This window comes from Chryseobacterium arachidis (genome assembly GCF_900129245.1).
In the GTDB taxonomy this organism is placed as follows: domain Bacteria; phylum Bacteroidota; class Bacteroidia; order Flavobacteriales; family Weeksellaceae; genus Chryseobacterium; species Chryseobacterium arachidis.
Genome location: NZ_FQUT01000007.1, coordinates 1 through 20,982, shown reverse-complemented (window position 1 = coordinate 20,982; position 20,982 = coordinate 1). Strand labels below are relative to the sequence as shown.

Sequence of the window (20,982 nt, the reverse complement as noted above, 5' to 3'; positions counted from 1 at the left end):
TCTAAAATATAATGAAAAAAGCCATTTTATCGATTGCTTTATTGGGTGGGATTTTCTTTTCCACAAATGCAGCAGCACAAACCGAAACTTCGGGCAGAGAAAAGGTCTACAGAGCTACTCACACGAAAGTAACGGAACTAAAACATACAAAGCTGAAAGTAAATTTCGATTATCAGAAGGAACAGATGAACGGGGAAGAATGGCTGACTGCCGCTCCTTTTTTCTATCCAACCAACGAATTGACGCTTGATGCAAAAGGAATGTTGATTCATGAAGTAGCTTTGGATATCAATGGTAAAAAATCTCCTTTAAAATATGATTATAAGGATGATGTACTGAAAATTACTTTAGACAAGACCTATCAGAAAAATCAGGATTATACAGTCTATATAAAATATACAGCCCGTCCGAACGAAGTGAAGCAGGAAGGAAGTGCAGCCATTAATGATGCAAAAGGGTTGTATTTCATTAATGCTCAGGGAAAAGATCCTGATAAACCGACACAGATCTGGACACAGGGTGAAACGGAATCTTCTTCGGCCTGGTTCCCAACAATTGATAAATCCAACCAAAAAACAACCCAGGAAATCTACATGACGGTTCCTGATAAATATGTAACGCTTTCTAATGGTCTTTTAAAAGATTCTCAAAAAGAAGCTAACGGTTTAAGAACAGATCACTGGGTGATGGATAAGAGACATTCAACCTATCTTTTCTTCATGGGAGTAGGTGAGTATGCAATTGTAAAAGATAAATGGAGAAATATAGCGGTTGATTATTATATCGAAAAAGAATATGAGCCTTACGCAAAACAGATCTACGGAAATACTCCGGAAATGATCGAATTTTTCTCTAAAAAACTAGGGTATGATTATCCTTGGTCAAAATATGCACAGATTTCAGGAAGAGATTATGTAAGCGGGGCGATGGAAAATACAACCGCAACGCTTCACGGAAGCGATATTTTGCAAAAACCGGGACAGTTAATTGATGAAAATACCTGGGAAGACACCATTGCTCACGAGCTATTTCATCAGTGGTTTGGAGATCTGGTGACGGCGGAAAGCTGGAGCAATCTTACGGTTAACGAATCTTTCGCTAACTATTCGGAGTACCTTTGGAACGAATATAAATACGGGAAAGATCAGGCAGATTATCATCTGATGAAAGATCTGAATATGTATCTCACAACACCCGGAAACTTCGAGAAAAATTTAGTGCGGTTCAATTATGATTCGCGTGAGGATGTTTTCGACTTGGTTACGTATCAAAAAGGAGGTGGCATTCTTCATATGCTAAGAAATTATCTGGGGGATGATGCTTTCTTTGCCGGATTGAATGATTACTTAAAAACATACGAATACCAGAACGGAGAAGCACATCAGTTAAGATTATCTTTTGAAAAAGTTTCAGGTAAAGATCTGAATTGGTTCTTCAATCAATGGTATTTTGGACACGGAAATCCGAAGCTTAAATATTCTTATACTTTCGAACCTGTGAAAAAACAGATTGCTGTTGTGATTGAGCAAACGCAGGAGCAGCCGTTCGAATTCCCTTTGGCAATCGATGTTTACGACAACGGAAAACCGAAAAGATATCATGTTTGGGTAAATGCAACGGCAAAAAATACATTCTATTTTGATGTCTCTAAAAATGCAGATCTGGTAAATATTAATGCAGACGGTATCGTATTGGCAGAGATTACAGATACGAAAACCCCTGAGCAGAACTTAATGCAGTTTATGGGGTCTAAAGAGTTCCTGAGCAAATACAATGCATTAAACGGAATTAAAGATCAGGTTGGAAAAAATCCTGCAGCGACAAAATTATTGGCGGCGGCCATCAAAGATCCTTTCTTCAGAACGAGGATGAGAGCATTAAAGTTGATGGATTTATCAAATCCGGAACAGTTCAAAGCGATGGGTGCAGATGTCGAAAAATTAGCTTCGAATGATCCTAAAACTTTGGTGCAGGCGGCTGCAATTTCGGCTTTGGCAAAAACGAAGGATAAAAAATACCTTCCGATTTTCGAGAAAGGAGTTAATGCAGTGTCCAATGCAGTGAAAGGAAGTTCTGTGAGTGCAATCGTGGAAATCGATCCTTCGAAAGCAAATGCTCTGGCTGATAAAATCGATTTGCAAGGTGCCCCGGATAATTTAATGGAAAAATTATTACCGATTATTGTAAAAAATAAAGTGGCTTCTCAGATGTCCAATATTGCTCAGGTGGCAGCATTTTATCCTTTCATTAAATTCCAAAATCCGGAATTGGGAAAAACCGCGGAGGAAGGGTACAACTGGATCATGAGCTCCGATAATGTGAAAGCGACAGAAAGCATCACAAAAATGCTGGGACAGGCAAAAGGACAGATGGGAGATAATCCTCAGGTAAAAATGATGATAAGCCAGATGCTTAAAGAGGGATTAAGTAAAAAAATGGAACTTTTGAGACAGAATCCTCAAAGTGTTGCAAGCATTAATAAACAGATTGATCTTATCAACAAAACTATTGAAGATTATAAATAGTTTAAAGTGAAAATATATTAAATAAATAATATGATAACCATCGTTTTAAAACGATGGTTATTTTTATTGCTTAAACGTTTTTTTATTAAATTTTATATACATTTTTTGTGTATTGCTTGATTTATTTGTTTTTGAATTGTAATTTTGTTGCCAAATTAATATTAAAATTACTGCTAATGAAAACAAATTTACTCGGGAGAAAATTAAAAAATCGATATCTTTTTCCGGTTTTAACGGTTTTTTCCGCAATCGGAGTACATGCTCAAATTTCTTCATTTCCATGGTTGGAAACTTTTGAAGACGATTCCCCCACACGATCCGCTTGGACACAAGTGTATGAAACCAACAATATGAGTTGGACCTTTGCCTCAAGTGCTTCTACAGGAAGTGTAGGAGTTACTGCTTTCGGTGGAACCAAATTTGCTAATTTTCCGGCAACATCATCTACTGCAGACAGAACCAAATTGGTAAGCCCACCTTTAAATGTTTCGGCGCTCAATGAGCCGAGAGTTGGTTTTTATATTATAAATCCGCAGCAAGGTGCCAATGCTAACTGGGTAAGAATCTATTTTAGAACTTCACCTACCGACTCATGGAATATGATGATGGGATTTCAGCCGCCGTTCAATTCCTGGTATTTCTTCGGAAATATGGGCTTTCCTCAAAACGTATATCAGATCGCTATTGAATGTGAAAATGCGCAGGGATATTCTACTTTAATTGATAATTTCACAATTACGGATGGTGTTTTAGGCACAAGTGAGGTTGACGGCTCTTTGAAATCTTCCATTAAATTCTATCCTAATCCAGCAAGTAATATTTTAAGTTATACAGGTAGGGAAAGAATTAGTCAGATTGATATTTTTGATGCCAGCGGCAGAAAAGTTAAAACCGAGACGGTAAATTCGGAGAAAGGAGATATTGATATTTCCTCTTTAAATAAAGGCACTTACATTGTATCAGGAAAAACTGATAAGAGTATAGAATCTTTCAAAATTATTAAGAATTAATAATTTTTATTTTAGATCAAAAGCTCACCATTTTTATTAATGATTTACATTAGGCATCTCTCTTAAGGAGATGTCTTTTTAATGGTCAGAAATTTTAAAAATTACTTAAAATCATATATGATTAAACGTTTACATTTTTTAAATTCGTATAAAAATAAGAAATATGACTTTTGGAATTGAAGCGGCAAGCTATTATGTACCTTCATTATATTTGGAAATTAATGATTTAGCAGAAAAGAGAGGGATAGAGCCTGCAAAATTAGAAAAGGGCTTGGGTTTACATAGAATGGGATTTCCCGATGTTCATGAAGATGCTGCTACTTTTGCGGCGGAAGCTTTGTTGAAACTCATTAAGGATTACAATATCAATCCGAAAGAAATATCAAGAATTTATCTAGGAACGGAAAGTGCTTTGGACGCTGCAAAACCTACAGCTTCTTATGCCATGCAAATGGTTGAGAAAGTGTTGGAAGCAGAGTTTGGCGAGCGTGTTTTCAGAAACTGTGATGTGGTGGATATGACTTTTGCATGCATCGGAGCAGTAGATGCGCTTCATAATTCGTTGGATTTTGTAAGAGCAAATCCAGAGAAAAAAGCGGTTGTAATCGCAAGTGATTATGCTAAATATGAGCTGGCTTCTTCCGGAGAATATACACAAGGAGGCGGCGCCGTGTCGGTTTTGGTTTCTTCAAAACCTGATTTAATTGAAATTGAAAACCATTGGGGCGTTGCTACAGAATCCGTGTTTGATTTTTTCAAACCGAGAAGACATTTTAAAAAAGAAGACCTTACAAATGCGCCTGAAAATTTTCCTGAAAAAATTGAGGTTTTTACCGATGAACCTGTATTTGACGGGCAATATTCCAACCAATGTTATCAGGACAGAATCAGAGAGGCATACTATCACTATAAAGAAATTACAGGAAAAGATAAACCTTATGAAAACTGGAAATATCTGATCTTCCATCTTCCGTACGCTTTTCATGGAAAGAGAGTCTTCACGGAAATTTACAGCTCGGAAAACGGTCTGTCTTACGAGACACCTGAAGAGCAAAAAGCAGTCGCAAAATCGGAAGATTATATTCAGTTTATTAATGACAAAATTGAAAAATCGCAAAGAGCATCTTCTGAAATCGGAAATATGTATACAGCTTCTATCTTTATGGCCTTACTTTCAGCATTGCAGATTTCTTTTAATGAAAACGAAGAATTGACAGGACAGGAAATCGGATTTTTAGGATATGGAAGCGGTTCAAAATCTAAAGTTTTTGCGGGAAGGGTTTCAGAGAACTGGAAAAATGTAGTGGCAAAATGGGATGTATTTGAAGGTTTAAAAAACAGAACAGCAATTGATTTTGAGACCTATGAAAAGCTTCACAGAAAACAATTGGAACATTCAGTGAATGAAAATTACAAAGGCTTCGGTTTGAAATCTGTAGAATGGGAAAACCCTGTTTTATTAGGAGCAAGATATTACGATTATCAGGATTAAAAATTATAAAAAAGCATCTCATTTTTGGGATGCTTTTTTAAGCTAAAGAACCTCACCAAATTTAATTTTTTGATTGCCATTTTTAATCTTTTATCTTGTTCAAAAAAATAATGATTAATTTTATTATGAATTCTTTTTTTGCTGAACATAAAATAAGATTAAAGAATTTTTCGCCCGATCCATTTTATCTAAAAGAAGGACTGAGATATTGGGGAGAAAAGAATTTAAAGATTTGAATTTGAAATTGTAAAATTGAAAAATATACAATTGATATTTCTTTGGTAAAAAATAAGTTTGTCAATGCAAAAGTATATTGCAAATCAGGAATATCAAAACCCTTATTTTCAAAGGCTAAAAAAAATACTTTTTGCGGTAAAAGAATATTGTGGATCAGAAAAAGTGTAACGACATATTTACTCAAAGAGATTAATGGCAAATATGTTTATGAAACTGATATAAATTAGACAAGTAGCTTATCATATTAAATATTAAAAACAATTTTATCCTGATAACTTTTCGGCGTCACCCCGACCCACTGCTTAAATACTCTCGTAAAATAATTGGTGTCCGAAAAACCCGTCTGATAAGCCGTTTCTTTAATGCTGTTCTGGCTCGCTAACAATTCTTTTGCACGGTTAATTCTTTCCTGTAGAATAAAATCATTCGGTGAAGTTCCTAATTCATCTTTAAACATTTTAAAGAAATTTGATTTACTCACATAAGCCATCTTGGCGATATTGTCAATTGATAACTTTTGGTGAAGATTTTTTTTGATATAATCTACTGCAAAACCGATCCTTGATTTATTTTTAGCAATATTTTTCTCTACCATGCTTCTTGCCTGGGTCTGCATCAATCGGATTAGAAGTTCCTTTAAAGCAAAATCTGCCATAATATCTTTTTGTGAATTATCATCCATCGCGATCCTCATGATATTGTTGGTAGCGGAAGCCAGAGACTGATTGTTAAAAAGAAAATATTCGTCCCGCTGAATGTTCCATTTTGAGGTTTCATCAATTTTCGGAAGGTGATAGTTCAGATGATTCAGAGAACTTTCTATAAATTCAGGATTCAGGCTTAGTGAGATGCATTGCGAAGGCGTTTCATCGGCTTCAGGGAAATCGATAACCATCGTTTCTCCTGGCGACACGAGTACACTTTCTCCCGGCAAATAGTCAAAATAATTGGTTTTGTTTTCAAGCTTCATGTATTTTTTTCCGCGAAGCATCGCTGTGAATGCGATCGTTTCAAAATGAAGTTTTACGCCGTAAGCAGCCTTATGGGTTTCATAGATGCTGAATTCACAATTGTTTAGATTGAATTTTGTCTGATTTTCAACTAAATGCAAAAGCTGTTTTTCCCCCTTTAATTCAGGAGTGTTTAATAAAATCTTGTTAGTATTCATTTCTAAACATTTTGTATGACCTGCTTACTCAAATATAAAAAAATATCAATTGTGTTATTGTTAATGAAATGATAAAATTATTCTGCTGTACAATTTTGAAGTTTTTTTGTACGATTGTGCTATACAAATTCTGCGGTTAAGTGTAATTTGGTGAATCAGAAAATTAAAATTATATTAATATGAGCACTACAACACAACAGCAGTCAGACACTTTATTGCAGCGTCCAGAGTTTAAAAACAGATATGATAATTATATCAACGGACAATTTACTGCACCGGTAAACGGAAAATATTTTGATGTCGTTTCTCCGGTTGACGGGAAAAATTTCACTCAGGCTGCCCATTCCTCGAAAGAAGATCTTGAGTTGGCTGTAAATGCAGCCGAAAAAGCATTTGAGACGTGGAAAAATACATCTTCTACGGAAAGAAGTATTATTTTAAATAAAATCGCCGACAGAATCGAGCAGAATCTTGAGTATCTGGCGACTGTAGAAACCATAGACAACGGGAAAGCGGTAAGAGAAACATTGGCGGCAGATATTCCATTGGCAATCGACCACTTCAGATATTTTGCATCGGTCATCAGAGCGGAAGAAGGCTCTCATAATGAATTGGATAAGGATACGGTTTCATTAATTGTTCATGAACCGCTTGGCGTTATTGCACAAATCATCCCCTGGAATTTTCCGATATTAATGGCAGTATGGAAGCTGGCTCCGGCATTGGCAGCAGGAAACTGCGTGGTTTTAAAACCGGCAGAAAGCACACCGATCTCTATCTTAGTGTTAATGGAATTGATCGGAGATTTACTCCCTCCGGGCGTGGTAAACATCGTTAACGGTTTCGGAGCAGAGCTGGGAAGAGCATTGGTGACCAATCCGAAAGTGGCGAAAGCAGCATTCACAGGTTCTACAGCAACTGGTCGTTTGGTGATGCAGTATGCTACAGAAAATATCATTCCGGTAACATTGGAATTAGGAGGGAAATCTCCAAATGTATTTTTCAATTCAGTGATGGATGCAGATGATGAATTCCTGGATAAAGCCATTGAAGGAGCTGTTCTTTTTGCTTTAAATCAGGGGGAAATCTGTACCTGTCCGTCAAGATTACTGGTTCAGGAAGATATTGCAGATGCATTTATTGCCAAAGTGATCGAAAGAGTAAAAGCCATCAAAGTAGGAAACCCGTTAGATAAAACCGTAATGATGGGAGCACAGGCTTCTCAGATTCAAAAAGACAAAATCCTTTCGTACATCAAATTAGGAAAAGAAGAAGGAGCAGAAGTGCTTGTAGGAGGCGATGTAAACAATGTCGGTGAAGGATTGGAAACCGGATATTATATCCAGCCAACGATTTTCAAAGGAAATAACCGAATGAGAATCTTTCAGGAAGAAATTTTCGGGCCGGTGTTGGCATTTACAACGTTCAAAGACGAAGAAGAAGCCTTAAAAATTGCAAACGATACCATTTACGGTCTTGGAGCAGGAGTCTGGACAAGAGATGCACATCAGCTATATAACATTCCGCGTCAGATTCAGGCGGGTAGAGTTTGGGTCAATCAATATCATGCATATCCTGCCGGAGCGCCTTTCGGAGGATATAAGCAGTCGGGAATCGGTCGGGAGAACCACAAAATGATGCTGGATCATTACCGTCAGACCAAAAATATGTTGATTTCTTACAACAAAAACAAATTAGGTTTCTTTTAATTTTTAAATATTAGGGCGTGCCCGTTTGCTTTGGCTTTTGCCAAGGCAAAACGGTCGGGCTATTCAGGGCTCCACTTCGTTTCGGTGCTCCGCTTCGCTCCGCACTCTCGCCTTTGGCGAGACCCTTACTATCCCTCACGCAAAAAGCATGGGAAAACAAAAGCAGACAGCAATTTCTAAATGTAGAATGCTGGTAGTAATGAATTATAATGAGTTTTCAGTCCGGAAGAAACTATTTTCACCGGACTTTTTTAACTTTAATAAAAATAATGTTTGAAAGCGACTTAGGAAATGGAAGCATTAAGAAAATTAAAAATTAAGCCATTAAGAAATTCCCGCTGTTTGAAGCGCAACACCAATCCAGAATCGAAGGACAAATTTTGAATTTGCACAAGTTTTGGGGATTTTAGGATTAAGTTTTAATTTTTAGCCGGAGTTTCCAAGTCTTGAATTTTTGGTTCTTCTGTTTCAAGACAAAAGAATTTTAATAAAAAGAAAAAATTATGCAAACTAAAATATCAAGACTTTCAGTAACAGAAAAAGCTTTGGAAGTCATCTGGGAACTGGAAAAAAATTACGGAGAACTCATGTTTTATCAGGCAGGGGGCTGCTGCGAAGGAACCCAGCCGCAATGTTTTGAAAAAGGAGGATATTTTCCCAGAATGAACGACGCCATGATCGGAACGATCAACAATCATGAGTTCTGGATCGACAGAGATTTATTCGAATATTGGAAATATTCACATTTTACATTGGATGTTGTCGATGGTTTCGGACCTGGTGGATTTTCTTTAGAAACGCCTTTAGGAAAAACATTTAAAGTAATTTACAGACTTTTCACACCTGAAGAATTGGGAAACTTGGAACCTGTAAAACGTAGTGAATAAAAATCTGCTCAATCGGCACAATCTGCGAGATAAAAAAATTATAAAGTCTTACGCAGATTTAGCAGATGACGCAAATGTTTATGTTTAAAAAGTCATTAATGAAAATTAGTGTTTAAGCAGATCAAACCTTCACAAACCTACTCACAAACATAGATGCAACCAATTGTCCAACGGCATTTAAAACTGTTGCCAAAGGATCAACCAAAGTCCCGATAATCATCACTGCCGGAATGGCTTCCTGTGGCAATTTATAAACGGAGATCATCAGCATTTCCCCAATATAGCCGCCGTTCGGAATTCCACCGGCAACGATGCTGACAAAAACGGTAATTCCTAACGCTAACAGTAAATTCATCGGATCAAAAAAATCTCTTCCGATAATTAAAAAAGCAACATAAATTTTAATGATTGAAGACATAGATGAACCATTTTTATGCAAGGTCGTTCCAATGGGAATCACAATATTTGAAATCTGGCTGGGAATTCCAATTTTTGATGCAGCCTGTAAATTCGCGGGCATCGTTGCAAAACTACTACATGTGCTTAAAGCCGTTAAAGTGGGAAAAATAGCATTCGTCCAAAAGCTTTTTATTCCATTTGATCCTTTCGCCATAAAAGCATACAACGAAAAAAATACTAAAAAATAGACAATTCCTGCAATATAATACAGTCCTAAAGGTTTCGCATAAAATCCAAAAAGCTGAGGTCCTAAAGTGGCCACCTGAAAGGCAAAATAAGCACCCAAACCAATAGGAGCTACTTTCATAATCAATAAAAGCAATTCTTTCATGACTTCATATCCCGAAGCTATAAATGATCTGAAAACCTGTCCTTTTTCTCCTGCTTTCCTTGCGGAAAATCCGGTCATAAAAGCAAAAATAAGAAGTGCAAGCATATTTTGTCTGGAAAAAAGCTGAGTAAATTCTCCCACTGTAAAAAATCCCACAATTCTATTGCCCCAACTGTCATTATTTGCTGCTTCCTCCACAATTTCATTGCTTCCCGTAACTCCTGAAACAGGAAATACATATACCGCACAAATCGTAAAAATGGCTGCCGTTAAAATAAAAAACAGGAACGTCAAAGCCATAGTCAGCATGATTTTTCCAAACTTCGACTGTTGCTCCAACGAAGCAATAGAATTGGAAACGGCAAAAAATACCAATGGAACAACACTTACAAAAAGTAAATTAAGGAAAATATCTCCTAAAGGTTTTAGATAATCAACAAAACCTGGTGCAACAATTCCGATGATGCTTCCAACGGTGATTCCTAAAAGTAAAAGTAAAATTCCGGAATAGTTTTTCAACACTTCTTTCATGCCGTGCTTTTTAATCAAAGATAGCTTAATTTTTAACATTCCGTTATATAAAATTCAGTCATAAAATCACTAAATTTGAGTAAACATCGTTTCTATGGCTTATATAGATTACTATAAAATTTTAGGTGTAGACAAGAACGCAACACAGGAAGATATCAAAAAAGCATATCGAAAACTGGCAAGAAAGCTGCATCCCGACTTAAATCCGGACGATAAGGAAGCAGAAAGAAAATTCAAAGAGCTGAACGAAGCCAATGAAGTGCTCAGCAATGTAGAAAACCGCGCAAAGTATGATAAATACGGCGAACACTGGAAGCATGGCGAAGAATACGAAAAAGCACAGCAACAGCAACAAAGACAATATCAGAATCAGGGAGGAAACTTCGGAGGCGGATTTTCCGGTGCTGATTTTGGGGAAGGAGAGGATTTTTCGGATTTTTTCCAAAGTATGTTTGGCGGCGCAGGAGGAGGTTTTGGAAGAAGTTCGAGAGGAAGTGCTTCGGGAAAATTTAAAGGGCAGGACGTCAACGCAGAATTAAATTTAAGTTTAAAAGATGCTGCTACAACACATCCTCAGACTTTTGAAATTAACGGTAAAAAAGTTAGAATCACCATTCCGGCAGGAGTTTATGACGGACAGCAAATTAAGTTGAAAGGTCACGGAAATCCTGGTTTCAACGGAGGTCCGAACGGAGATCTGTATATCACTTTCAATATTGCAGTTGATCCAAATTTTGAAAGAGTGGGAAATGATTTGAAAACGAAAGTTTCCATCGATTTGTACACAGCCGTTTTAGGCGGAGATATAAAGGTAAATACCTTGGATGGAAGTGTCAACCTGAAAGTAAAGCCCGAAACGCAAAACGGAACTACGGTAAGATTAAAAGGAAAAGGTTTTCCGGTCTATAAGAAAGACGGACAATTTGGAGATTTGTTTGTTACTTATGACGTAAAATTACCAACCAATCTTACGGATAAGCAGAAAGAACTTTTTGAACAACTTAAAAATTCCTAAGCCATGAGTGAAAGAATATCGCGAGAAGAGCTCGTAAAAATATACAATATTGAAATCACTTTTTTTGATGAATTGGTGGATTCTGGATTGCTGAATATTCAGAAGGAAAATGAAATCCATTATCTGATGTATGAAGATTTGCCCAATTTCGAAAGGTTTGCCAATTGGCATTACGATTTGGAAATCAATCTTCCCGGCTTGGAAGTTATTCATGATATGCTTCAGAAAATGGAGGATTTAAAACAAAGAAATCGTGAGTTGATGAGTAAACTTTCGGCAATCAATAACAAATATGAAGATTGGTGATTTTGTGGATTTATCGATGATGAAAAAACTATCTTTGCATCCAGAAATTAATCATTATGAGCGAAGAAAAGGTTATTGTTTTAAAACCCCAAAGAAAAGATTTCGAGGACATCTATTTTAGTGGAAATCAAGGAAGTCTGTTTTTTTCATCTACGACGAGAGGAAAAATGATCACAACAATTGTTGTCGGACTGATTTTACTGATCATGTTTTTCTTTAAGGATGATTTTTCTAAGGAGAAATTCGGGATTTTATATTTTGTAAGCTTTTTATTTTTGCTTTGTGCAGTTTTTCTTTCCGTAAGCATTAATAAAGTTTCAAGATGGAAAAAGCAGGTTAACAGTTACTTAAATAAATTAGAAAACTGCAAAATTTACGAAATAAGGTTCGACGAAAATTTTTTCACCGTAAATATTAATGAAGACAAAGAAACCAGCGAATGGAAAGATTTTAACTATTTTGACAGTAATAACGAATTTATTACCTTGGAAGGAAAGTACAGTTATATGTTTCCCAGAAAATCAATGAGTGAGAAAGATTATAGTTTATTGAAGCAGGTTTTAAAAAAGAATATCACAGAATAGCATAAAAAAACTCAGAGTATTTTGCTCTGAGTTTTATTTTTATAATAAATTGATTAGTCTAGCCAACCCATTTCCTTCATCCAATCGTCATTGTAGATCTTTCCAACATATCTTGAACCGTGATCGTGTAGTAAAACAACGATTACATCATCTTTTGTAAACTGATCTTTCATCTGAACCAAAGATGCAATCGCGCTTCCTGCAGAATATCCGCAGAAAATTCCTTCTTCTTTTGCCAATTTTCTTGCATAAACAGCACCGTCTTTATCCGTCACTTTTTCGAAATGATCGATCACAGACATGTCGTAGTTTTCGGGAAGAATATCTTCCCCAATCCCTTCTGTAATGTAGGTGTAAGCATTTCCTAAATTAACTTCTCCTGTTTCGTGAATTTCTTTCAGGATTGAACCGTAAGTATCAACTCCGATTACTTTAATATCAGAATTTTTCTCCTTGAAGAATTTTCCGCAGCCTGTAATTGTACCTCCTGTTCCGGCCCCTACAACGAAATGCGTCAATTTACCTTCTGTTTGTTCCCAGATTTCAGGCGCTGTAGACTCGTAATGAGCCGCCCTGTTCGATAAATTATCGTATTGGTTTACATACCATCCGTTTTCCGTTTCTTTTGCCAGTCTTTTTGAAACTGAATAATAAGAACGCGGATCAGTAGGTTTTACGTCTGTAGGACAAACAATTACTTCAGCACCTACTGCACGAAGAATATCACATTTTTCTTTTGACTGTTTAGAGTTGGTTACAAAAATACATTTGTATCCTTTGATGATCGCGGCAAGAGCCAGTCCCATTCCTGTATTTCCGGAAGTTCCTTCAATGATCGTTCCTCCGGGTTTCAATCTTCCATCTTTTTCAGCGTCTTCAATCATTTTCAGGGCCATCCTGTCTTTCACAGAATTCCCCGGATTGAAAGTTTCCACCTTTGCCAAAACCAATGCCGGAAAATCATCACCTAAAACTTTATTAAGCTTTACCAATGGTGTATTTCCGATAGTTTCGAGGATGTTGTTTGCGTATTTCATAAATGTTTTTTAAAAAAAGCGTTACAAAGATACACCTTTAAAATGATTGACCGAATTAAGATTCAGCTAAAGAATTGACAATTAAAGTGTAAACAATGAACGGTTTGGTCTTATTTTACAATAAAAGTTCTGTTTATTAATAAATTACATTTCATTGTTGATAAAAGTAAAGCTTTTTATTTTTAGAAGCTTTTTCCTGCTCTCCGCACTCGCTATTTTCTAGTTTTCGGCGCGGCAGCTTCGCTGCCGCGCCGAAAACTAGAAAATGAGCTCAAACACATGCTTCGATCAGGGCTAGGAAGGTAGGCACCCAAATAAAATTAAGTCGAAACTACAAAAGATTCACAAGCGAAACAAATTATAACTATTGACGATTCACCATTCACTAATTATACTTAATCGCCTTCACCGGAGAAATCTTACTGATCAGATAACTCGGAATAATCAGTGCGAGCCCGGAAATAATAAGGATACCGGCCGAAATTGAAATAATTGCGATTGGGTTCAGATCTACAGGAACCGTGCTTACGTAATAATTTTCAGGATTCAGTTTAATAACGCCAAAGAATTTCTGAATTAAAATCAGACCAAGTCCGATTGCATTTCCATACAAAAGCCCCGGAATCATAATAATCAAAGTATAATTGATAAAAGTAGCGCGGATCTGCGAATTGCTAGCTCCCAATGTTTTCAGTAAACCAATCGAATTTGTTCTTTCAATAATCAAAATCAAAAGAACCATGATGATATTGATAACGACAACAATCAGCATGATAATGATAATCAAAGCAATATTGGTGTCAAAAATACTGATCCAGTCCGTGATTTGAGGAAATTTTTCAGTCGCTTTTTCCGCGTAGTTTTTATAGCCGATCAGTTTTTCGATTTCTGGAAAATCTTTATCGATATCATTGACGTTTTTAAAAAAGATATCAATGCCTCCTATCTCATCAGGCTTCATATCCTGAATTTTTTTTACATGATTGATATCCCCGATCACAAACTGATCGTCAATCATTTTAATATCGGTTTTATAAATCCCGATAACTTCAAATTTTCTGTAAACAGGCTGCTGGTCGGTCTTGGAAAATACGGTAACAATACTGTCTTTCACCTTTAAATGCAGATCGTTGGCTACTTTCTGAGAAATGGTAACGCCGTTGTTATAGCCCACTTCGGTAACTTTAGGCGTTGAACCTGCCACCAGGAATTTTTTAAATCTTGTACTGTCGAAATCTTTTCCGATTCCTTTAAAAATAATCCCTGCAAAATTGTGCTCGTTACGCATAATTCCGGTTACAGTAGCATATTTTTGTACACTTTCGACATCGGGAAGGTCTTTTATCTTTTGAATATTCAGTCCCTGATTGTCGAGAACGGATGTGTTATAGGATGAATTTGATCTTGTGGATCTTACCGTAATATGTCCGCTGAAATCTGCCAATCTCTCTTTAATAGCCTTTTTGGAGCCGAATCCTGTAGAAACGGTAATCAAAGAAACAATGATTCCCAATGCCACAGAAAGCCTGCCGATGAAGATGATAACCCTTGAAAGGTTATTTTTGTTATCTTTGGAAAACGCTATTTTTCTAGAGAAATATAAAGGAAATTTCAAGCTTATGAATTTAGATTTCAAAATTAAAAATTTACTTCTTATTTGCCTAATTTTTTTAGGAGTATTCAATCAATATTATTCTCAGAGTCAAGATAAAGCTGATTTTAAAACCGGGGCAGACCAGCCGGAAGTGTATTTGCCTTTGCTACAAGAAAAAACGGTGGGAGTTGTTACCAATCAGACGGGATTAATGAGCGACAGAACCCATATTGTCGATTTTTTAGTAAAAAACGGAATTAAAATAAAGTCGATTTTCGCTCCCGAGCATGGTTTCAGAGGGGATGCCGATGCCGGTGAAAAAGTGAAAAACGGAGTTGACATAAAAACGGGAATCCCGATTGTGTCTTTGTATGCAAATAATAAGAAACCTAAACCAGAGCAGTTGAAAGGAATCGATGTTGTTGTTTTTGATATTCAGGATGTCGGCGTAAGATTCTATACTTATATTTCAACATTAACTTATCTGATGGAAGCGGGAGCAGAAAATAATGTTGAGGTAATGGTTTTAGACAGACCGAATCCGCATGACGGATATACTGATGGACCGGTTTTAAAGAAAAAATGGGAAAGTTTTGTCGGAATGCATGAGGTTCCTGTGGTATACGGATTAACAATCGGCGAATATGGAAAAATGGTAAATGGAGAAAAGTGGCTGAAAAATAAAGTTCAGGCAAAATATACTTTAATTCCGATGAAGAATTATCATAAAACACAACGCTACCCAATCTTAGATAAACCTTCTCCAAATTTACCCAATGATAAATCCATTAATTTATATCCAAGCCTATGTTTTTTTGAAGGAACTCAGGTTTCTGTAGGAAGAGGGACAGAATTGCCTTTTCAGATTTACGGTTCGCCATGGACGAAAGGTCTGCCTTATCAATTTACTCCGAAACCTACTTCTGGCGCCAAAGATCCTTTCTTAAACGGGAAATTATGTTATGGTGAAAATCTATCCGATTATGATACGGATTTAAGAGAATTAAATTTGGAATGGGTGATTAAAGCGTATAAAAACTACCAAAACCCTGAACTCGATTTTTTCTTAAAAGCTGCAGCGGGTAAAAATCTTTGGTTTGATACGTTGGCAGGAAATGATGAACTGAGAAAGCAAATCATTGCCGGAAAATCAATTTCAGAAATTAAATCATTCTGGAAGCAGGATTTGGATCAATTTGAAAAAATCAGAACGAAATATATTGTGTACGAAAATTAAAGAAGTGAATTGTCAATTTTAAATTTACAAGCATAAGCGAATTTACTATTGACAATTCACCTTATATATCAATCAAAATTCTGTGGCGGGTTTTTGTCGTCTTTTCCTTTATTCAAAATAAATAATCCTATTGATAACCCGATAACTCCTGCGCCCGCAGTCATTAAAGCTCTTTCTAATTTATCAGGCTGATCGTTGCCCAAATAATTCATTAAAAAAAGGATGGCAAAAGTGATAACAGAAATAATGATGTGGTTTCTTCCGAATAGCTTCATCTGGTTTTACTTTAATTTATAAGAAATCATGATTCCACCTCTGTATGGGAGGATTTCCCCGCTTTTGTTAAAAGCATTTGAGCGTCCATCATTATCATATCTTTTCCCTGTAGAACGGTCATATCCTTTATAGAAATCCTGTGAGGTTCCTATTGTGCCATAGATATCCATATTCCAGTTTTCAGCTAATCTAAATTGATAGCCGGCTGTGATACCTGCTAAAAAAGAAAAGCCCTTTTGATAAATATTTGAATATTCAAATAATTCTTTAGTAATATGATTTTGGTAATAGCCATCTTGCCAATAATTCCACTTTTGCACATTGAAAATCGAAAAACCTAAGTTTGCACCTAAATACCAATGTTTAAAAGCCTCATCAAAGTAGTATCGACCTTCTGCTGAAACAGAATAATATTGTAAAGGATGCCCCGCAAAAGATTTCCATGGAGAAATTAAAACATCACCTTGCAAAGTATATTTTTTACTTAGCTGGTGCTCTAATCCCACGTTCACAACCCCAATCGGAATCAATAAGGCATTGCCTTTCAGATAAACACTTGTGTCATTATTCTCCTGCTGTTCCTGTGCATTCAAAGTTCCTAATAAAAACAGGGATAAAAATCCTGTAATAAATTTAATGTTGGGCATTCGTTACTTTATTTGTTTTAATAGCTCATCAGCTAAAGTAGTGTCTTTTTGTGCGTTAGCTGCTAAATTCTTAGACATTTCTGCGTATGTTTTCGCCATTTCTTTATTGCCTGTCAGGAAATAAATCTTCGCTAAAATATAAGTGTTTTCAGAGCTTTCTCCCCGCATGACAGATTTTTCTGCCCATTCCGCTGCTTTTTTTAGTGAAGCTGGAGTTTTTACATGCTCAGAAAATATCCATGCTGCTTTTAATAATTCATTAGGTTCAAATGCTTCTGAATTTTTGTAATAGGCTAATGCTGCTTTCTCATATTCCGGGAAGTTAGCATTCTTTTCGTAGTAGCTTAATTTTGTTTGATTAAGTTTAATTTCCGCATCATGTTTTCCGACCAGGGGTTCGGCATTTTTCATGAAATAATCATCGTTGATTCTCTTGTTTTGCTGATCGATAGACTGTTCTACGACTTTTCCTAATTTTATCTGATTGTCGAATTCTTTATAAGTTTCTTCCGGTAAAAATTTAATGATTTCTGTTTTTCTTTCTACGAAGGTCTTATAGTTTTTATCTTCAGTAGATTTCAGGAAAAATAAAAGCAGTCCGACATCATCTTTTGTAAGCTCTTCTGCCTTTTTCTTATTTTCGAAATATCTTTCTGAAGCCTGTTTCGCAAAGTTAAAATCCGAAGAAGAATTCAGTTTCATGATATTGATCAAAAATTCCGGGTCTTTTTCACCTTTGGCAAAACGTTCCTTTAATGATCCCTTTTTGTTATTCGGAGAATTTACATCCTGGGCCATCGAAATGAAAAGACTTTCTTCCATATATCCGAAGTTCTGGGAAACAAGCTCACCATCGCCATTCAGAAAAAGATAGGTAGGATAGGAACGGACACCGTATTTTGCAGCAATTTCCCTTCCTTCGCCTTTTTCCATATCAATTCTGGCATTCACAAAATTTGCATTGTAATAGTCTCCAACAGCTTTTTGAGTGAAAACATTTCTTTCCATCATTTTGCAAGGTCCACACCACGAGGCATAGGCATCAATGAAAACAATTTTGTTTTCCTTTTTCGCTTTAGCTATAAGATCTTTGAAGGGCACATCCTGAAACTTAATCGCTTCCTGAGCAAATGCCGTAATGGCTGAAAACAAAAATAAACCGGAGATAATCTTCTTCATTTTTCAAGTAAAAATTAAAAAAGCGAATATACTGTTTTCAACGTAAATGAAACATGATTATTACTTAAAATGCAACTTGCTTTCACGAGTTTAACTAAGATTTAACAAAGATGAGTGAGCATTACATCCAGATGGATCAATTTAAATTTGCTGTAAGACCCTAGCAGGTTATTAATCGGGTTGTCAATCGGGGTTATTATTTCATTTTTAAGAACATAAACTTATTATGGGTAAAATTTTAGATAAGAAATTTATTAATTTTTATTAATTTGCCTTAATCACTGTTTTGGGAAATAAAATAAAGATTATATTTGTTAACGAAAAAATTAACAAAAAACTCTAATTTTTATGGAAGCAACAAAAGAGTATCGAAAAGAAAAAGATACTTTAACAACTGAAGAGCATCCTTTGCTGTTGATGCTTAAGGATCTTGACATTACATTTTATTCTGGAGTAACGGGAGGAGGTGTTATTCATTTTCTCAAATATATTCCACAATATGACAAAGAATCAGAACATGATTTTTCTTTTTTGTCAATTGCGGAATATACAGCGGGTTTTATTCCTTTAGGTCATTTTTTAGCAAGCGGAAAAGTATCGGCTGCAATTGCTACAACTGGGGCAGCATCCAAACTTATCGCCTGTGGAATGAGCGATGCTAAATTGCATAATATTCCATCGATATACATTATCCCTGAAACAGATTCTGATTATCTGGCACCGGGTGCGCTTCAGGACAGTTCAGTATTTGGTAATAATATCGTTCCTCAAATTCAAGCAGAACTTCCGGAATCGACGTTTATTTTGAATGAATCTTTCTCTTTTGCAGACCATATTAAAAAAATACACAGATTTATAAAAGAAGGTAAGCCCATGGCTTTTATTCTTACAAAACATTCAGAAAAACTTCATTATGATAATGTCTTGAAATTATCTGATTTACAGGATGATAATGAAGGTGAGAAATTATCATTACAAGAGGAAACTTTATCATTTATTGCTAAATTTAAAAAAGCAGTTCATCATAAAAGGCTGGTAATTATTGTTGGTGAAGAGTTGATTCACTGTTCTGAAGCAAAAAAAATGACCACGCTTTTGAGTGAAGGATTGCAGGCGGAAACAATCTATAGTATGAATGGAGCAAATTCTGTATCCCGCAAAAATGAATACGGATTTGGGCATATCGGATTTGGTGGAAATGATCTGGCGACGGATGTTTTTGAATCTATAACAAAAGAGGATTGCGTTCTGCTTCTTGGTTTGTGTGCAGATGAGTATACTACCAATTTTAAAGAAATTGAGGCTGAAGATGTTTTTTATATAAGCTATGCAAAAAATATTTATGGATTAATAGATAATGAAATGTCTCATTTCATTAATGGAAATCTTCACAAAATTCAAGGTGATCTGGATTATATATTGAATGAGTTGGTGGAGGATATTCAAAGAGAAGAATATTCAAATATTCCAGCTGAAAAAGCACCCCAAAATCTCAATAAAACCGCTTTTAATGTGTCCAGGAAGGGATATGTTGATATGGTTGATTTATATACGAAACTCGATTATTTGTGGCCAGAGAATTCTTTTGCAGTTAAGGATGTATGTATGGTTTACAAAGATCATCAGTATGTAATTTCAAGGCCCAATGATAATATAGATTTTATCTCCTTATACAGAGGTTCGGCTATGGGAGGAGCTTTTGGTGTTGCAGTTGGTGCCAAAATTGCTGCTCCGGAAAAGAATGTTTACTGCTTTACCGGAGATGGCTGCTTCCGTTTATTTGCGGGGAATATGGCTGAAGCTGCTGATTTGGGTATCGTTGTTTTTCTTTTAAATAACAGAACATTAGGAATCGTTTCTCAGGGCTTACAAAAAGTTCTTCCCGATATGGATGAAGAAGCTTATCATTCATATCTTAAATCGATTGATTATTGCGCTGTTGCCAATTCTTTTGGCTGGAAATCCTTTAAGCTTCTATCTGATCTTAGTAATTTGAAGTATATTTTTGAACAGATAAATCCGGGGATGAGGCAATCGGTTTTGATTGAACTTGACGTCGATCCGGATCAGAATTTAGGCAATAACCCAAGACTGAAAAATTTATGATTGATACGAATAAAAAAACAGAACTTCTTCATCTCATAGATCAGTCTTTTCTTTTTTCATCAAACCAGTTATTACCTTCACCTAAGGAAAAAACAGAAATGGAACGTTTGGAATGGCTTAATAATGATGCACCTTACGCAATATTAGCGCAAAATAATCTTGAGATTCCGAATTTTATTTACGTTAATAAATTTGCGATCTCGTGTTTTAAATACACAGAAGCAGAAATGCTTTCGCTTCATTCGTATCTGAGTGCAGCGCCGGACGCTCAGGAGGAAAGAAATAAAATTCTGAAACAGGTACAGGAAAATAATATAGCATTTGATTACAGCGGTATCAGGCTGACAAAATTTAAGAAACCTTTTACTATAAATGATGGTATTATTTGGAAGATTTTCAAAAATGGAAATCATGGGGAAGTAATTGGACAGGCTGCATTATTTTGGCTAAAAGATGAACCGAAACCCGATTGGTGGAAAATTTTGAAATAGCAGGTAATTGAATAGAAAGCATTGATAATGTATCAGTGCTTTTTTAGGCTCAATCCCAACTTTTTGGGATCAGTCTCAAAAGTTGGGGAGAAAATAAAAATAGTAACTTTGTGGAATGTTAAATGATGCTGAAATTCTGAAATTATTCTTACCCGAATTAT

Annotated in this window: 18 protein-coding genes; 11 read left to right on the top strand and 7 right to left on the bottom strand. The window is 35.9% G+C overall.

Annotation, left to right across the window (positions count from 1 at the left end; translation table 11 throughout):
• The first annotated feature begins 11 nt into the window (after positions 1-11).
• From BUA89_RS13260 to BUA89_RS13250, 3 genes are all read left to right on the top strand, one after another.
• The gene (locus tag BUA89_RS13260) at positions 12-2,525 is read left to right on the top strand and encodes a M1 family metallopeptidase (protein WP_072958682.1); all 2,514 of its coding nucleotides are present in this window, start codon (positions 12-14) and stop codon (positions 2,523-2,525) included.
• Positions 2,526-2,701: 176 nt separating this feature from the next.
• Positions 2,702-3,535 (top strand): T9SS type A sorting domain-containing protein, encoded by an 834-nt coding sequence (locus BUA89_RS13255; RefSeq protein ID WP_072958680.1) that lies wholly within the window; start codon positions 2,702-2,704, stop codon positions 3,533-3,535.
• 163 nt (positions 3,536-3,698) lie between these two features.
• A complete protein-coding gene (locus BUA89_RS13250) occupies positions 3,699-5,027 on the top strand; it encodes a hydroxymethylglutaryl-CoA synthase family protein (protein ID WP_072958677.1) in 1,329 nt (442 codons plus the stop codon).
• 481 nt (positions 5,028-5,508) lie between these two features.
• Here the strand turns inward: BUA89_RS13250 and BUA89_RS13240 are convergent, their stop codons facing one another.
• Positions 5,509-6,432, bottom strand: a complete 924-nt coding sequence (locus BUA89_RS13240) for an AraC family transcriptional regulator (protein WP_072958670.1) — start codon at positions 6,430-6,432, stop codon at positions 5,509-5,511.
• A gap of 179 nt (positions 6,433-6,611) precedes the next feature.
• On the opposite strand from BUA89_RS13240, the gene BUA89_RS13235 reads away from it, so the two are divergent.
• Both BUA89_RS13235 and BUA89_RS13230 read left to right on the top strand, forming a co-directional pair.
• Entirely contained in the window at positions 6,612-8,141 is a 1,530-nt protein-coding gene (locus BUA89_RS13235; RefSeq protein WP_072958668.1) for an aldehyde dehydrogenase family protein, read from the top strand.
• A gap of 503 nt (positions 8,142-8,644) precedes the next feature.
• Positions 8,645-9,028: a DUF779 domain-containing protein gene (locus BUA89_RS13230; RefSeq protein WP_072958666.1), complete on the top strand. Its 384-nt coding sequence runs from the start codon at positions 8,645-8,647 to the stop codon at positions 9,026-9,028.
• A 121-nt stretch (positions 9,029-9,149) separates the two neighbouring features.
• Here the strand turns inward: BUA89_RS13230 and BUA89_RS13225 are convergent, their stop codons facing one another.
• Positions 9,150-10,349, bottom strand: a complete 1,200-nt coding sequence (locus BUA89_RS13225; RefSeq protein ID WP_072959151.1) for a dicarboxylate/amino acid:cation symporter — start codon at positions 10,347-10,349, stop codon at positions 9,150-9,152.
• Between the two features lie 94 nt (positions 10,350-10,443).
• Here BUA89_RS13225 and BUA89_RS13220 point away from each other — a divergent pair, with 94 nt between their 5' ends.
• The 3 genes from BUA89_RS13220 to BUA89_RS13210 are packed head-to-tail and all read left to right on the top strand — an operon-like array spanning position 10,444 to position 12,254.
• Entirely contained in the window at positions 10,444-11,364 is a 921-nt protein-coding gene (locus tag BUA89_RS13220) for a DnaJ C-terminal domain-containing protein (protein ID WP_072958663.1), read from the top strand.
• A gap of 3 nt (positions 11,365-11,367) precedes the next feature.
• Positions 11,368-11,670 (top strand): chaperone modulator CbpM, encoded by a 303-nt coding sequence (locus BUA89_RS13215; protein WP_072958660.1) that lies wholly within the window; start codon positions 11,368-11,370, stop codon positions 11,668-11,670.
• Between the two features lie 56 nt (positions 11,671-11,726).
• Positions 11,727-12,254: a Rossmann-fold NAD(P)-binding domain-containing protein gene (locus BUA89_RS13210; RefSeq protein WP_072958658.1), complete on the top strand. Its 528-nt coding sequence runs from the start codon at positions 11,727-11,729 to the stop codon at positions 12,252-12,254.
• A gap of 53 nt (positions 12,255-12,307) precedes the next feature.
• On the opposite strand, the gene BUA89_RS13205 is transcribed toward BUA89_RS13210, so the two are convergent.
• Positions 12,308-13,291 carry a PLP-dependent cysteine synthase family protein gene (locus BUA89_RS13205; protein WP_072958655.1) on the bottom strand — a complete coding sequence of 328 codons (984 nt, stop codon included), beginning with the start codon at positions 13,289-13,291 and terminating at the stop codon, positions 12,308-12,310.
• 385 nt (positions 13,292-13,676) lie between these two features.
• A complete protein-coding gene (locus tag BUA89_RS13200) occupies positions 13,677-14,906 on the bottom strand; it encodes an ABC transporter permease (RefSeq protein ID WP_072958653.1) in 1,230 nt (409 codons plus the stop codon).
• Between the two features lie 4 nt (positions 14,907-14,910).
• Between BUA89_RS13200 and BUA89_RS13195 the strand changes: the two genes are divergently transcribed.
• Entirely contained in the window at positions 14,911-16,122 is a 1,212-nt protein-coding gene (locus tag BUA89_RS13195; protein WP_072959148.1) for an exo-beta-N-acetylmuramidase NamZ family protein, read from the top strand.
• Positions 16,123-16,190: 68 nt separating this feature from the next.
• On the opposite strand, the gene BUA89_RS13190 is transcribed toward BUA89_RS13195, so the two are convergent.
• From BUA89_RS13190 to BUA89_RS13180, 3 genes are read right to left on the bottom strand one after another with little or no spacing between them, the layout of a single operon-like run.
• A complete protein-coding gene (locus BUA89_RS13190; RefSeq protein WP_072958650.1) occupies positions 16,191-16,397 on the bottom strand; it encodes a hypothetical protein in 207 nt (68 codons plus the stop codon).
• A 6-nt stretch (positions 16,398-16,403) separates the two neighbouring features.
• Entirely contained in the window at positions 16,404-17,045 is a 642-nt protein-coding gene (locus BUA89_RS13185) for a DUF3575 domain-containing protein (protein ID WP_072958647.1), read from the bottom strand.
• 3 nt (positions 17,046-17,048) lie between these two features.
• Complete coding sequence (locus BUA89_RS13180) at positions 17,049-18,224, bottom strand: thioredoxin family protein (protein WP_072958644.1); 1,176 nt, start codon at positions 18,222-18,224, stop codon at positions 17,049-17,051.
• A gap of 348 nt (positions 18,225-18,572) precedes the next feature.
• Here BUA89_RS13180 and BUA89_RS13175 point away from each other — a divergent pair, with 348 nt between their 5' ends.
• Positions 18,573-20,330: a thiamine pyrophosphate-dependent enzyme gene (locus tag BUA89_RS13175; RefSeq protein WP_072958642.1), complete on the top strand. Its 1,758-nt coding sequence runs from the start codon at positions 18,573-18,575 to the stop codon at positions 20,328-20,330.
• Entirely contained in the window at positions 20,327-20,821 is a 495-nt protein-coding gene (locus BUA89_RS13170; RefSeq protein ID WP_072958639.1) for an MEKHLA domain-containing protein, read from the top strand. Before BUA89_RS13175 ends, BUA89_RS13170 begins: the two co-directional genes overlap by 4 nt.
• The last annotated feature ends 161 nt before the right edge of the window (positions 20,822-20,982 follow it).

Coding starts and splice junctions, on each gene's coding strand:
- BUA89_RS13260 (WP_072958682.1), top strand. CDS start 12: ATGAAAAAAGCCATTTTATCGATTGCTTTATTGGGTGGGATTTTCTTT.
- BUA89_RS13255 (WP_072958680.1), top strand. CDS start 2,702: ATGAAAACAAATTTACTCGGGAGAAAATTAAAAAATCGATATCTTTTT.
- BUA89_RS13250 (WP_072958677.1), top strand. CDS start 3,699: ATGACTTTTGGAATTGAAGCGGCAAGCTATTATGTACCTTCATTATAT.
- BUA89_RS13240 (WP_072958670.1), bottom strand. CDS start 6,432: ATGAATACTAACAAGATTTTATTAAACACTCCTGAATTAAAGGGGGAA.
- BUA89_RS13235 (WP_072958668.1), top strand. CDS start 6,612: ATGAGCACTACAACACAACAGCAGTCAGACACTTTATTGCAGCGTCCA.
- BUA89_RS13230 (WP_072958666.1), top strand. CDS start 8,645: ATGCAAACTAAAATATCAAGACTTTCAGTAACAGAAAAAGCTTTGGAA.
- BUA89_RS13225 (WP_072959151.1), bottom strand. CDS start 10,349: ATGAAAGAAGTGTTGAAAAACTATTCCGGAATTTTACTTTTACTTTTA.
- BUA89_RS13220 (WP_072958663.1), top strand. CDS start 10,444: ATGGCTTATATAGATTACTATAAAATTTTAGGTGTAGACAAGAACGCA.
- BUA89_RS13215 (WP_072958660.1), top strand. CDS start 11,368: ATGAGTGAAAGAATATCGCGAGAAGAGCTCGTAAAAATATACAATATT.
- BUA89_RS13210 (WP_072958658.1), top strand. CDS start 11,727: ATGAGCGAAGAAAAGGTTATTGTTTTAAAACCCCAAAGAAAAGATTTC.
- BUA89_RS13205 (WP_072958655.1), bottom strand. CDS start 13,291: ATGAAATACGCAAACAACATCCTCGAAACTATCGGAAATACACCATTG.
- BUA89_RS13195 (WP_072959148.1), top strand. CDS start 14,911: ATGAATTTAGATTTCAAAATTAAAAATTTACTTCTTATTTGCCTAATT.
- BUA89_RS13190 (WP_072958650.1), bottom strand. CDS start 16,397: ATGAAGCTATTCGGAAGAAACCACATCATTATTTCTGTTATCACTTTT.
- BUA89_RS13185 (WP_072958647.1), bottom strand. CDS start 17,045: ATGCCCAACATTAAATTTATTACAGGATTTTTATCCCTGTTTTTATTA.
- BUA89_RS13180 (WP_072958644.1), bottom strand. CDS start 18,224: ATGAAGAAGATTATCTCCGGTTTATTTTTGTTTTCAGCCATTACGGCA.
- BUA89_RS13175 (WP_072958642.1), top strand. CDS start 18,573: ATGGAAGCAACAAAAGAGTATCGAAAAGAAAAAGATACTTTAACAACT.
- BUA89_RS13170 (WP_072958639.1), top strand. CDS start 20,327: ATGATTGATACGAATAAAAAAACAGAACTTCTTCATCTCATAGATCAG.